The following is a 13028-nucleotide window of genomic DNA, read 5'->3' on the forward strand; positions in this document are numbered from 1 at the left end:
CTGTGAGACGTCTTGTTGAGAAAAATTCAACGCGCGGATGATTTTTTGCTACGAGTATTTGAAACTCAGTGTTTATGGGTAACGTCCTGAATACCTGAAATGACGAGCCACGAAATACGACAAACCCGGACAGCGCTCAAGATCACGCAGTCTGAACTCGCACGCCGGACCAATCTGAGTGCTTCGGACATCTCGCGCATCGAATGCGGGCACCGTGATGCCGATGAAAATGAGCTCGCAGCCATCCGGGCGGCGCTTGGAAGCGGCACTGAATCCGTGGGGAAAGGTTTGATGAAAAGCAAAGTGGTGGAGCCCGTCCGGACTCCTGAAGTTCCGGTGGTCATCGTACCTGCGGAGATCAAGCCTGCGTTGACGGGGACGGATCTTGCCGATCCTACCAGCTTCGGCGTGCTGCCTGACCTGTCGCTTTTGGAATCTGCTCGTGCAGGTGCTGCTGATTTTCGCGCCCGATGCGCAGCTGAAATCGTGAAGGCCCAGACGATACTGCATACGCCGCGCGTGCCGGCGGCGGTATGGCGAGCGTGGCGGCAGTTTGAGAAAGAAGCGTCTGAGATGCTTCGCGCGGGGGCGGTCGTAGTGGAGAACCAAGCACCTGTGGTCCAGACGCCACCGCCAGTCTTGCAGGCGGAGTCGGTTGTGATGGCGGAAGCCAAAGCGGAGTCTAAGAGCTTTGGCTCTCTGTTTGTGGAAGCGGCCCGTAAGCTTTTGCCTGCGGAGACGGTTGAGCGCCTGAACAAGGAGGCGGAGGCGGCACTGGCGGCTGATTCGTCGATGGGTTTTATGAAGCACTTCCGGCGGGTGGCGGAATCCACTTTGAGTGGGGAACTGCTCCAGCAGATTGCCGACGAGGCAGGCCGGTTGTTGAATTCGACGGATCGCTTGCGCAGTCGTCGTGGGCGCAAGCAGGCGGCTTAGCCGTGGATGGCGGAATGTTTGCCGGCGGCAGGGGCTTAGCGCTGTCGCCACCGATCTTTTTCGGGGCCGGTCAGATCTTCACGGTTACGGCGCTGACGAAGCAGCGCCCTCCATCGCAAGCGGACAACTCTCAAACAGCCCCTGGCACCACTTGGCTGAGGGCGGCTGATGGAGGGGCTTAGATTTTTCCGGGAAGGCTTGCCGTTTTGGCGGCTTTCTTCGATTCATGCCGAGCGCGCAGGAATTCAAAAACGATGGGAAGCACCGAGAGCAGGATGATCGCGAGGATCACGATCTTGAAGTTTTTCTGAATAAAGGGGTGAGTGCCGAAGAGGTAACCCGCGTAGGTGAAGAAATAAATCCAGATGAAGCCGCCGATGATGTTGTAGGCGATGAAGCGGCTGTAGGTCATGTGGCCGATGCCGGCGACGAAAGGGACGAATGTACGCACGATCGGGACGAAGCGCGCGAGGATGATGGCACGGCCGCCGTATTTTTCGAAGAAGGCGTGGGCGCGTTCGAGGTGTTTTTTGCGCAGGAAGAAGGAGTCTTCACGGGCGAAGACGCGCGGGCCGATCTTGGAGCCGATCCAGTAGTTGAGCGTGTCTCCGATCACGGCTGCGACGAACAGCAGGAGAGCCATCAGGTGGACGTTGAGTCCGGTGTCGGGCATCGCGCAAAACGCGCCGGCGGCAAACAGGAGCGAGTCGCCTGGCAGGAAAGGCGTCACGACGAGGCCGGTTTCGGCGAAGATGATCGCGAAGAGCACGGCATAGGTCCACAGCCCATAATCCTGGATGATCTCAGCCAGGTGGGCGTCGATGTGGAGGATGAAGTCGATGAGCTTTTTGATGAGATCAATCATGGAAGAACCGGGCCGGGCAGGAGATTTTGGACGCAAAAAAGGCAGGCGTGTGAGACACAGCCTGCCTTTGATTGAAAGGGCGTGAGACGGATTAGACGTCGGGCTTGGTTTTGCGGAGACCCTGGACGCGGTCGCCGGCTTTCCACTGGCCACGCTTTTTGAGGATGTCGACGCGCTCAAAGCGCTTCAGAACGTTACGTTTAACGACGAGGCCGTTGGCTCCTTGGAGACTTTTATGTTGGGACATGGCGGAATAAAGTAGGTGGTTCGATTCTGTGAAAGGGTCAGTTGTAAGTGTTCGCCTTTACCCATGACAAGTATTTTTCCGAAACGTTTTCGGTGCGAACGGTGATCCATTCGGGCGTTTTGTATGGGTGATGGGTGAGCAGCCACTTTTCGATGTCGGACTCACGTGTGGCGATGAACTTAATGGAAATGCGGAATTCCTCTGATCGTTCGGTACGGCCCTCCCATGAGTAGAAAGATGTGATCGGTCCTTCGATTTGGACGCAGGCGGCGAGACGCGATTCGATGAGTCCAGCGGCCAGAGTTTCGGCTTGCGGCATTGTGGCGACGGTTGTCCAACCGATCATTAGCATGGGCTCAAAATTGGTGGCGGCTAGAGGTGCGCAAGCAGGGAAAAATGCCCTTGACGGTGCTAATTTTTAAGCCTGCGCTACGCGGTTTCATCGCAGCCATTCACCCAGTTATTCATGAGAGACGACTATCTTAAGGAAGCCCAGAAGGTCATCAATGACCCCAACGTTTTGATCAACGTGGTGTCGCGTCGCGTGAAACAGCTCAAGCGTGGCAGCCGTCCGCTCGTGGAGTCGCTCGAAAAGCTTTCTTCCGAAGACGTTGCATTGCGCGAAGTGATCGAAGGCAAAATCAGCTTCGAACTCGCGGTTGGCGCCACTAACAACTAAGTGTTGCGCGTAATCGCGCTGAGGCCGACTGGCGGCTGAGCCCTAAGCCCGGCGCTGATTGAGCCTCTATGTCCGCCCAGAAAAAAGATCCGAATCGCTACACGGAGATCCGCAATGCCAAGGCGCTGCGGGATTACTCCGTGGACGAAAAATTTGAGGCGGGTCTCGCGCTGAAGGGGACTGAAGTGAAATCGATTCGTGCGGGACGGGCCCAGATCAGCGACTCGTTTGGGCGATTCGATAAGGGCGAGCTGTGGATGATGAATGCGCACATCGAGGAGTATGCGTATGGAAATATTGCGAATCATATCACGCGGCGTACGCGAAAGTTGCTTCTGCACAAACATCAGATCCGCAAGATCGCGCAGGCGATGCAGGTGAGCGGGAAGGCGCTGATTCCGCTGCGCATGTATTTCAAAGAGGCGCTGGTGAAGGTGGAAGTCGCGCTCTGCACCGGAAAAAAGAATTACGACAAACGCGACGATCTGAAGAAGAAGGCCGAGATGGACGAAGTGAAAAAGCAGATGAAGACCCACCGGCTATGAGTCAGCTGTCTCTGCCTGACTCAGTCACGTTGCGCGTTCCTGGAAGCACGTCTAACTGCGGGGCCGGTTTCGATACGCTCGGGCTGGCGTTGCAGATCTATAATCGGGTCACGCTGAAGCGGGCTGGTTCTGGGTCGGAGATCACGGCGAGTCGCGAGGAAGATGCTCGCGGGCAGAAGATGGTGGAGACGACGGCGAAGGCGTTTTTTGCGGCAGCGGAGGTCGAGCGTTTTGGGTTTTCGTTTGAGGTGAACGGAGAGGTGCCGCCTGCGCGTGGACTTGGCTCCAGCATGACGGTGATTGGCGGGGTGCTGGCGGGTTTGAATGAGTTGTCGGGCGCGAGATTGTCGCGGCATCAGTTGGTGGAGATCGCGAATGAACTCGAAGGGCATCCGGATAATGCGTCGGCGGCGATCCTCGGTGGATTTTGTGTGGCGAGGTGTGATCCGAAGACGAACCGGTATCTGGGTGTCGTGCGCGTGCCGATTTCGGACGAGTTGGTTTTCGTCGTGGCGTCGCCGAGCGTGGAAATGCTGACGAAGGAGTCGCGCGGCGTGCTGCCGGAGAGGCTTTCATACTTCGATGCGGTGAAGAGCATCAACAGCGCGGCGTTTTTTGCGGCGGCGCTAGCGACGAAGGATTACGCGCAGCTACGATACGCTGTCTGTGATTTCATGCATGAACCTTACCGGTTGCCGCGTATTCCGAATGGGCGCATGGCGATCGATGCGGGCATCGTGGCGGGGGCGCTCACGGGCTGGTTGAGCGGTAGCGGATCGAGCGTACTGTGTCTGGCGATGCGCGGGAGCGAGGCGGCGGTGGGGCAGGCGATGAGGTCGGCGTTTGCCGAGGTGAAGATCGCGTGCGAGGTACGGACGCTCATCGCGGACAATGACGGACTGAAGGTTGAGTGAGCCTGCGCTCATGCTGCACATCGTCCTTTTTCAGCCGGAGATTCCGCAGAACACGGGAAACATCGGGCGCATGTGTGCGCTGACGAAGTCACGGCTGCATTTGATTCATCCACTCGGCTACACGATCACAGACCGGCATTTGAAACGGGCGGGGATGGATTACTGGCATTCGCTCGATGTGCATCATCACGAGGACTGGAAATCGTTTCGGGCGAGCGCGGCGGGGCCGAAGCGGCTGTGGTTGTTCACGACGAAGACGACGCAGTCGTTTTGGAGTGTGAAGTACGAGAGCGGCGACGGGCTGGTGTTTGGCAACGAAGGGCACGGTGCGCCGGAGTGGCTGCATCAGGAGTTTGGTGACGCGATGCGGGTGACGATTCCTCATGCCGATCCGACGTTGCGGTCGCTCAACTTGAGCACGGCGGCGGGTATCGCGTGTTATGAGGCGGTGCGGCAGGTGGGGTTTGGGGCGCCGTGAGTGTGCGTAGTTGGGGGCGGCACTTGCTAAGTTCCGGTCCGTTGGACCGCTCGCGGCTACTTGGCAACGGTACGCAGGTAGAGTTCTTCGACTTTGGTGCGGGCCCAGGGGGTGCGGCGGAGGAATTGGAGACTGGATTTCACGCTGGGATCGAAGTTGAAGCAGCGGATGTCGATGCGGCGGCCGAGTTCGGCCCAGCCGTGTTTTTCGACGAGCTGGGTGAGGATCATTTCCAGGGTGATCCCGTGGAGGGGGTCTTTGGGTTTTTGCGTAGGCTGATCCATGAGCTGAGAGGAGACGTGGTTAGATTTCGCCGAGGCGGATGCAGGCGACTTCGCGGGCGCCGTTGTCAGCGGGGAGAAGCGGAGGGACGGCGGCTTTGCATTTTTCCACGGCGAAGGGGCAGCGTGGGTGGAAGGCGCAGCCGGCGGGAGGATTGATTGGCGACGGTGGATCGCCGGCGAGGACGAGGCGTTTGCGGGAGCGTTCGACGTCGGGGTTGGGCGTGGGGATCGCGCTGACGAGGGCGCGGGTGTAGGGATGGGCGGGGCGTTCGATGACGTCGGCGGCGCGGCCGAGTTCGACGATTTTGCCGAGGTACATGACGGCGACGCGGTCGGAGATGTGTTTCACGACGGAGAGGTCGTGCGCGATGAAGATGAGGCTGAGGTTCATCTTCTTCACGAGGCCGGCGAGGAGGTTCAGGATTTGGGCCTGGATGGAGACGTCGAGGGCGGAGACAGGTTCGTCGGCGATGATGACTTTGGGATTGAGCGCGAGGGCGCGGGCGATGGCGATGCGCTGGCGCTGGCCGCCGGAGAATTCATGCGGGTATTTCTGCATGAAGCGCGGGGCGAGGCCGACGTGGGTCATGATTTCGGCGACACGGGCGGGGACGTCGGCGGGCGGGCAGACTTTGTGTACGAGTAGCGGCTCGGCGATGGTGGCGAAGACCGTCATGCGCGGGTTGAGCGACGCGTAGGGGTCTTGGAAAACCATCTGGAGGTCGCGGCGTGCGGCGAGGAGGGAGTCGTCGGTGCCGGTGGTGAGATTTTTTCCTTCGAGGATGACGGTGCCGCCGGTGGTCGGGACGAGTTGGAGAATCGTGCGGGCTAGGGTGGATTTGCCGCAGCCGGATTCGCCGACGAGGCCGAGGACTTCGCCGCGCTGGATCGCGAGCGAGACGCCGTCGACGGCTTTGACGGTGCCGATCTGACGTTTGAGGAAACCCTGGTGAATCGGGAAGTGGGTTTTGACGTCGTGGAGTTCGAGAATAGGCGCGGACATGGGCGGATTTTTAACCACAGATTTCACGGATGGGACCGGATGAATCGGAGCCCGGCACGGGTCTCTCGAAGACTGGCGTTTTGAAATTCATTAGGTGGGCGTTATTGGATTTCGCCGGCTTGGACGCGGAGGCAGGCGTGGCGGTGGCCGGGTTTTTCTTCGGCGAGTTCGGGTGTTTCGACGCGGCAACGGTCGGCGGCGAATTCGCAGCGTGGGGCGAAGGCGCAGCCGGGGGGGAGCTTGGAGACGTCGGGCGGGAGGCCTTGGATGGTGTAGAGCTCGGAGCCTTTGGGCTGGAGGCCGGGGATGGATCGCTGGAGGCCTCGGGTGTAGGGATGTTTCGGATCGTAGAAGAGTGTGCGGACGTCGGCGGTTTCGACGATGCGGCCGGCGTACATGACCATGACGCGGTCGCAGAGGCCGGAGACGACTCCTAGGTCGTGCGTGATGAAGATCACGGCCATGCCGAGCTCGCGCTGCATTTTTTTGATGAGCTCGAGGATCTGCGCCTGGACGGTGACGTCGAGGGCGGTGGTGGGTTCGTCGGCGATGAGGAGCTCGGGTTTCGTGATCAGCGCCATGGCGATCATGACGCGCTGTCTCATGCCGCCTGAGAACTCGTGCGGGTAATAGTGGATACGCTTGGCGGCGTCGTTGATGCCTACGGCTTGAAGCATTTCGAGTCCGCGGGCGAGGGCGTCGGCGCGGGAGATTTTTTCGTGGATGAGGAGCGGTTCGATGAGTTGCTCGGAGATCCGCATGTACGGATTGAGCGAGGTCATTGGATCCTGGAAAATCATGGCGACGCGTTTGCCGCGGATGGCGCGGGCCTGGGCGGGCGTGCAGTGGAGGAGGTCCACGCCGTCGAACATCGCGCGGCCGCTGGCGATGCGGCCGGGAGGCTGGGGGATGAGGCCCATCAGCGAGTAGCAGGTGACGGATTTGCCGGAGCCGGATTCGCCGACAAGGCCGAGGGTTTCACCGCGTTCGAGATCGAAGCTGACGCCGTCGACGGCGCGGTACACGCCGCTGCGGGTGTGGAAGTGAGTGCGGAGGTCTTGGACGGAGAGGAGCGGCACGGGGAGACGGAAGGAAGAAGGTGAGAACGTGAGAGGGTTAGACGGTGGGAAGGAATCGGAGTGTCGGTCTAGTTCTCGGGTGAAATGGCGGGAGCGGCGGCGGGTGTGCGGAGGGAGTCTTGGAGAGTGGAGAAAACGATTTCGGGTGAAAGGTCGTTTAGAGAACCGCCGCCGGTGGGCGGGCAGCCGGGTGGTTGAAGGAGGATGTGCGGACCCGAGAAAACGGGGCCGGTGCGGACAGGATTGGTTGGGCCGAAGAGGGCGATGAGGGGCACGCCGAGGAGATTAGCGAGATGCATGCCGCCGGTGTCGTTGGTGACGAGGGCGGTGCAGCTGCGGAGTTTTTCCATGTAGGCGGGGAGATCGGTGCGGCCGGCGAGATTCTGGACCTGCGATTCGGAGTGGCCGGAGGCGATGGCGTCGGTGATCGCGCGGTCGTTGGTGGTGCCGAGCAGGAGAATGGTGGCGGTGGGGTGAGCGCGTAGTATGGAGTCGGTGAGCGTGCGCCAGTGAGCGACGGGCCAGCGTTTCTCGGGAGTGTTTTCGGAGCCGGCGATGAAACCGATGATCGGAGCGTTGCTGGCGGACTTGATAGAGGAGCTGGTGAAGAGAGGTGTCCGGTCGGCGGGGAGTTCGAGGCCGAAGTGGCGGAAGAGATTTTCCCAGAGTTCGAGCTGGTGGTGATTTTTTTCGTCGAAGTCGGCGGGGACTTCGTAGCGGTGGGTGAGGAGGGGGCGGCGGCGTCCATGTTTGACGAGGCCGAAGCGTTGGCGGCAGCCGGTGAGGCGGGCTTCGAGGTCGCCGCGGACGGAGTGGGTGAGAATCAAATACGCGTCAGGATAACTGAGGCGGAGGGCGCGGAAGAAGAGGAAGTATCTCCAGTTGCGCTTGGGGAGCGGGATGAGTTTGTCGGCGAGGCCGGTTTGCGCGAGGAGCGAGAGGAAGGCGTTTTTCGCGATGAAAGTGATCTCGGCGTCGGGGCGGGAGGCGCGGAGTGCGCGGAGGAGCGGGACGGCCATGACGACGTCGCCGAGCCAGTTGGGGAGGCGGATGAAGAGGCGGGTTTTGCGCGGTGGCGTGGTGAGGCCGCGGGCGGCGAGGTCGGCGGGGAGGAGGTTGCGCTTGGATTCGAGGCGGAAGCGTTTGGTCGGGATGTCTTGATGGCGCCAGCGGTCGTGGCTCCAGAGCCAGGAGGCGCAGAGGTTTTCGTCGGTGGTGAGCGTGGTTTCGAGCCAGCGGTTGAGGGCGATGATGGCGCCGGTGGAGGTGCCGTCGTAGGCGATTTCGGTGAGCTCGAATTGGACGCGCCAGAAATCGAGGCGGCGCGGGTAGAAGGTGATAATCTTGGCGCCGGAGCGTTCGGCGAGGAGGCCGGGGAGCTCGGTGGTGGAGCAGACGCGGCCGAGGAGGGTGGTGAGGGCGCCCTGGGTGCCGGCGTTTTGGTCGAAGAGGATGCCGACGGTGCCGTTGCGTTTGAGGATGCGGAAGGACTCGGTGAGACCCTCTTTGCGGGAGAGGAGCTTCATGCCGTGGCGTTCGCGGGTGGATTTTACCCAGGCGTCGGCGGTGGGGTTATCGAGCGGGCGGAAGATGATGCCGAATTCGCGGAGCGGGAACGGGAGGAAGAGTGCGAGCCAGGTGAGGCTTTCCCAGTAGGCGATGTGGGGGCTGGTGACGATCAGCGGGTGCGGCGACGACTGATGATGGCGGAAGCACTCGATGACGGGATCGGTGACGCGGACGATGCGGCGGAGACGGGTTTCGGAGAGGTAAGGACTGGAGAGCGAGAGGAGGGCGGTCTCGAAGATGCGGCGGCTGCTTTTGCGGGCGAGGCGGCGGTGCCAGGCGCGGGGTTTTTCGGGGAAGGCGTGATGGAGATTGGAGAACACCAGGCGCCGGCGGCGCGGGGAAAGGAGGATGAGGAGGTCGCCGCAGAAGGCGGTGAAGGCGCGCAGCAGCCGCTCGGGTGTGTGGGCGATGAGCCAGCCGGAGATTTGTAGTAGAAGTTTAAGCACGCGAGCGGGACCAGGGCGGGCGGTGATCGCGGGTGAGGCGATTAGCGTTTGATTTTGCCGAGGGAAACTTCATCAAACGGAGCGACACCGCAGTTAAAAGCAGATTCTGCGGCGCGCGTTTTTCCATGGTCGAACTTCTTATCATCAAACCGTCCTCTTTGGGGGACATCGTGCATGGCCTGCAGGTGGCGGCGTCGATCAAGGCGCAGCGGCCGGATGTGCGTATTTCCTGGATCGTGCGCGACATCTTCGCGGCGCTGGTGAAGCAGTGCGAAGCGGTGGACCGCGTGTACGTTTTCAAGCGGAGCGGCGGGGTGTTTGGCTTCCTGAAATTGATGAAGGAAGTGCGGGAGACGAAGTATGATTTTGTCTTCGATATGCAGGGGCTACTGCGCTCGGGGCTGATGACCTGGCGGGCGAATGGCGCGAAGAAGGTGGGGCGGGCGGATGCGCGGGAGGGCGCGGGGGTTTTCTACAAGGAAAAGGTGGCGCTGCCACCGGCGGGGAAATCAAGCCATGCGCTGGAGATTTTGCTGCAATTTTTGCCCGTACTTGGCCTGAAACCGGAGCTGGTGGGGACGGTGAAGTTTCGCGAAGTCGAAGGGCTGAATCTCAGTCATGTCGAAGGACGTGGCGGGGCGCAGCCGGTGATCATGTTTCCGGACAGTCGGCGGGCGGAGAAGAAGTGGCACGGATTCAAGGAGCTGACGGAGTTCATCGCGCGCGATGGCTCGGGGCGGAAGGTCGTGTGGGCGGGGAACAACTATATCGATTACAAGGATGCGCTGACGGAGGCGCAGTTTCTCAATCTGACGGGCAACACGAGCCTGATGGCGTTGCCGTCGCTGATCAAACGGGCGGGCTGGGTGATCTCGAACGACAGCGGGCCGATGCATCTGGCGGCGGCGATGGGCGTGCCGACACTGGGGATTTTTGGGCCGACTGATCCGCGGCTGTATGGGCCGTTTCCGCTGACGGCTCCGACCAATCATGTGGCGCAGGCGCCGATCGGGAACCTGAAGCTGTTGTCGGCGCGCGAGGTTTATGCGCGTTTCAAGCGGCTCGACGGGACGCGCGTGCGGACGGCGCATCCGTTTCCGTTTACGCAGCGGGGGTTTTGAGCCTCGGGTGACAGGCGAAAATTTGGCGTGAGTCGGGGCGGGTTGTTGGTTTCGCTGCGTGTTTCCCATGCTCGATCCCAAACTCCTTCGTGAATCGCCTGATCTCGTCCGTGCGGCGATTGCCAAGAAACACCTCGACGTCGATCTCGATGCCGTGCTTGCGCTCGATGCGTCGTGGCGCGCGCAGCTTCAGGAAACCGAGCAGTTACGCGGCGTACAGAAGGCGGCGAATAACGACATGGCGAAACTGCCGAAGGGCTCGCCTGAGTTCATCGCGAAAGTGCAGGAGATGAAGGCTGTTTCCGCGCAGGTGAAAGAGCGCGACGTGCAGCTGAAAGAGATCGAAGAGAAGTGGAAACTGGCGGTGCTGGGTCTGCCCAATATTCCGCACAGCAGTGTGCCAGAGGGCCACACGCCGGAAGAGAATGTGGTTCATGCGTCGAATGGTGACGTGAATGCGGTCTCGGCTCATGCGAAGGCGCATTGGGAGATCACGGGGTTTGACCGGTTGTTCGATTTTGCGCGTGGCTCGAAAGTCACGGGCGCAGGGTTTCCGTTTTATGTCGGCGATGGCGCGAAGATCGTGCGCGCGTTGTTGCAGTTTTTCTTGGATGAGAATGCGCGCGCGGGCTATGTGGAGGTGAATCCGCCGATCTTCGTGAACGCGGCGAGCGCGACGGCGGTTGGCCAGCTTCCGGATAAGGAAGGGCAGATGTATCAGACGGTTGAGGACTCGCTCTATGCGGTGCCGACGGCGGAGACGCCGCTGACGAATTTCTTCCGCGACGAGATCCTCGATGAAGGTGCGCTGCCGGTTTATCGCTGCGGTTATACGCCGTGTTTCCGGCGCGAGGCGGGCAGCTACGGCAAGGATGTGCGCGGGCTGAACCGGCTGCATCAGTTCGACAAGGTCGAGCTGCTCAAGTGGGTGCATCCAGCATCCAGCTACGACGAGCTGGAGAAGCTCCGGGTGGACGTGGAGAAGCTGCTGCAGAAGCTGGAACTGCCTTATCGCGTGCTGCTGATGTGCGGCGGCGACATGGGTTTCGCGCAGGCGAAGAAGTACGATCTCGAAGTCTGGGCGGCCGGGCAGAAGCGCTGGCTGGAGGTTTCAAGCTGTTCGAATTTCGAGGCGTTTCAGGCGCGGCGTGCGCAGATCCGTTTCCGGGCGAAGGGCGCGGAGAAACCGGAGCTGGTTCACACGTTGAACGGTTCGGGACTCGCGGTGCCGCGCGTACTGGCGGCGATCCTGGAGAACAACCTTCAGGAGGATGGTCGTGTGAAAATCCCGGCGGCGCTGGTGCCGTATTTCGGCAAGGAGTTTTTGAGCTTCGTCTGAGCGCGGGGCTGCGGTGCGATGACGGGGATGCGGCGTTTTTCGAGTTAAGAGGAAAGCGCCGCGTCATGCCGATCTTGCCGACTCATTGGGGAAATCTCCCGCCGTTGTTTGCGCGGGAGCGGCTGCATCCGGCGGCGATTGCGCAGGCGGACCGGATGCTTGCAGAAGCAGGCGGGAAGTCTGAGGGCAAGTGGTGCGTGGCGTTTTCGGGCGGGGCGGATTCGCTGGCGTTGTTGCTCACGGTCTGGACGCTGTGGCCGGAGCGACGGAGCGAGTTGTGCGTGCTGCATTTTAATCACCGGTTGCGTGGGGCGGAGAGCGAGGCGGATGCGGTTTTTTGCGCGGAAGTGTGTGGCGAGATGGGCGTGGAGTTTCACATAGGGGAGTGGAGTGACGCGAAGGCGGGTGCGAGCGAGGCGGAGGCGCGGGAGGCACGGCTGGCGTTTTTCGAAACGGAGATGGAAGCGGTGGGATCGCGTGTGCTTTGGACGGGGCATCAGAAGGACGATGTGGCGGAGACGTTGTTGATGCGGATCGCGCGCGGTAGCGGATCGGCGGGGCTGGCGGCGCCGAGACCGGTGCAGACGCGGGCGGATGGGCGGATTCTTCTGCGGCCGTTGCTGACGCTGAGGAAGGCGGAGATCGTAGCGGCGTTGCAGAAAGCGGGCGTGACCTGGCGCGAGGATGCTAGCAATGCGGTGGGGGATTTTTTTCGGAACCGAGTCCGGCGGGACGTGATGCCGCCCTGGCGGGCGGCGGCAGGGAACGATGCGCTGGGCGGAGCGGCGCTGACGCGGGAGTTGCTCGATGAAGATGATGCGGCGCTGAATGTGTGGCTGGCGGAGTTGTTACCGGAAGGCGGATACGACGGCGATGCGCTGGATGTGCGGGCACTGGAGGGGAAGCCTCGGGCGCTTTGGCGGCGGGCGTTGAGGCGCTGGCGGCCGCTGGCGGCACTGGGGCGCGCGGGGTTTGAAGAGGTGCTGGCGTTGTGCGCGCGAGGTTCGGGGCGGACGAGTGCGGGCGAAGGAGTCGTGGAGATCGGAGCGGGTATACTGCGTTATATGGAGAAGGGTGGAGTGGGCAGAGGTGGCTGGACGGAAGCGCGGCTGAGCGTGGGGACGGTTTTATTTCTGCCCGATGGCGGGGTACTGACGATGAGGGTGGTGGCGTTTACGGCTGAATTGCGCAGGCGGATTTTTGCGGGGCAGGTCGATATGGCGCGTGAAGCGTTTCTTGCAGAGGAGCCTGCTGCATTTTGCGTGAGGCCGTGGAGGACGGGGGATCGGTATCGACCACTGGGGGCGCCGGGGTCGGCGGCGTTGCAGGACTTGTTTGTGAATCGTAAGATTCCGGCAGCTCGGCGCGGGCAGTTACCGGTGGTTATCGGCGAGGATGGTAGAATCCTGTGGGTTCCGGGATTTCCGCCTGCGGAAGAATCGAAAACAACCAGTGATTCTGTAACAGGCCTTCATTTGACTTATGAAACTGGAACCTGCACGGTCCGCCTCTAGTCTTTACCC

The 13028-nt window shown here is 61.3% G+C and carries 15 protein-coding genes; 8 read left to right on the plus strand and 7 right to left on the minus strand.

Going from position 1 to position 13028, the window contains the following annotated elements; genetic code table 11:
- Positions 1–99: 99 nt before the first annotated feature.
- Entirely contained in the window at positions 100–936 is an 837-nt protein-coding gene (locus tag CMV30_RS15720) for a helix-turn-helix domain-containing protein (RefSeq protein ID WP_096056909.1), read from the plus strand.
- Between the two features lie 178 nt (positions 937–1114).
- Here CMV30_RS15720 and CMV30_RS15725 read toward each other — a convergent pair whose 3' ends face one another.
- From CMV30_RS15725 to cutA, 3 genes are all read right to left on the minus strand, one after another.
- Positions 1115–1798 carry a DedA family protein gene (locus tag CMV30_RS15725; RefSeq protein WP_342755718.1) on the minus strand — a complete coding sequence of 228 codons (684 nt, stop codon included), beginning with the start codon at positions 1796–1798 and terminating at the stop codon, positions 1115–1117.
- Between the two features lie 94 nt (positions 1799–1892).
- On the minus strand, positions 1893–2048 hold the full coding sequence (locus tag CMV30_RS15730; protein ID WP_096056911.1) for a small basic protein: 156 nt from the start codon (positions 2046–2048) through the stop codon (positions 1893–1895).
- A gap of 37 nt (positions 2049–2085) precedes the next feature.
- On the minus strand, positions 2086–2400 hold the full coding sequence (cutA, locus tag CMV30_RS15735) for a divalent-cation tolerance protein CutA (protein WP_096056912.1): 315 nt from the start codon (positions 2398–2400) through the stop codon (positions 2086–2088).
- Positions 2401–2514: 114 nt separating this feature from the next.
- On the opposite strand from cutA, the gene CMV30_RS15740 reads away from it, so the two are divergent.
- From CMV30_RS15740 to CMV30_RS15755, 4 genes are all read left to right on the plus strand, one after another.
- On the plus strand, positions 2515–2727 hold the full coding sequence (locus CMV30_RS15740) for a DNA-directed RNA polymerase subunit omega (RefSeq protein WP_096056913.1): 213 nt from the start codon (positions 2515–2517) through the stop codon (positions 2725–2727).
- A gap of 68 nt (positions 2728–2795) precedes the next feature.
- Positions 2796–3272 carry an SsrA-binding protein SmpB gene (smpB, locus tag CMV30_RS15745; protein WP_096056914.1) on the plus strand — a complete coding sequence of 159 codons (477 nt, stop codon included), beginning with the start codon at positions 2796–2798 and terminating at the stop codon, positions 3270–3272.
- Positions 3269–4186, plus strand: a complete 918-nt coding sequence (gene thrB / locus CMV30_RS15750) for a homoserine kinase (RefSeq protein WP_096056915.1) — start codon at positions 3269–3271, stop codon at positions 4184–4186. The genes smpB and thrB overlap by 4 nt, the downstream gene beginning before the upstream one ends.
- Positions 4187–4196: 10 nt before the next feature.
- On the plus strand, positions 4197–4664 hold the full coding sequence (locus CMV30_RS15755; RefSeq protein ID WP_096057816.1) for a tRNA (cytidine(34)-2'-O)-methyltransferase: 468 nt from the start codon (positions 4197–4199) through the stop codon (positions 4662–4664).
- Between the two features lie 56 nt (positions 4665–4720).
- Here the strand turns inward: CMV30_RS15755 and CMV30_RS15760 are convergent, their stop codons facing one another.
- From CMV30_RS15760 to CMV30_RS15775, 4 genes are all read right to left on the minus strand, one after another.
- Positions 4721–4948: a VF530 family protein gene (locus CMV30_RS15760; protein ID WP_096056916.1), complete on the minus strand. Its 228-nt coding sequence runs from the start codon at positions 4946–4948 to the stop codon at positions 4721–4723.
- Between the two features lie 19 nt (positions 4949–4967).
- Positions 4968–5951: an ABC transporter ATP-binding protein gene (locus tag CMV30_RS15765; protein WP_096056917.1), complete on the minus strand. Its 984-nt coding sequence runs from the start codon at positions 5949–5951 to the stop codon at positions 4968–4970.
- A gap of 101 nt (positions 5952–6052) precedes the next feature.
- Positions 6053–7030, minus strand: coding sequence for an ABC transporter ATP-binding protein (locus CMV30_RS15770; protein ID WP_096056918.1), 978 nt, complete (start codon positions 7028–7030; stop codon positions 6053–6055).
- 68 nt (positions 7031–7098) lie between these two features.
- Positions 7099–9045, minus strand: a complete 1947-nt coding sequence (locus CMV30_RS15775; protein WP_096056919.1) for an LpxL/LpxP family acyltransferase — start codon at positions 9043–9045, stop codon at positions 7099–7101.
- A gap of 125 nt (positions 9046–9170) precedes the next feature.
- On the opposite strand from CMV30_RS15775, the gene CMV30_RS15780 reads away from it, so the two are divergent.
- The 3 genes from CMV30_RS15780 to tilS all read left to right on the plus strand — a co-directional run bounded on the left by CMV30_RS15780 (position 9171) and on the right by tilS (position 13019).
- A complete protein-coding gene (locus CMV30_RS15780) occupies positions 9171–10166 on the plus strand; it encodes a glycosyltransferase family 9 protein (protein WP_096056920.1) in 996 nt (331 codons plus the stop codon).
- A gap of 67 nt (positions 10167–10233) precedes the next feature.
- Positions 10234–11505, plus strand: a complete 1272-nt coding sequence (gene serS, locus CMV30_RS15785) for a serine--tRNA ligase (RefSeq protein ID WP_096056921.1) — start codon at positions 10234–10236, stop codon at positions 11503–11505.
- 65 nt (positions 11506–11570) lie between these two features.
- On the plus strand, positions 11571–13019 hold the full coding sequence (gene tilS / locus CMV30_RS15790; RefSeq protein ID WP_096056922.1) for a tRNA lysidine(34) synthetase TilS: 1449 nt from the start codon (positions 11571–11573) through the stop codon (positions 13017–13019).
- Positions 13020–13028: the final 9 nt, after the last annotated feature.

It is taken from the genome of Nibricoccus aquaticus (assembly GCF_002310495.1).
Classification (GTDB): Bacteria; Verrucomicrobiota; Verrucomicrobiia; order Opitutales; family Opitutaceae; genus Nibricoccus; species Nibricoccus aquaticus.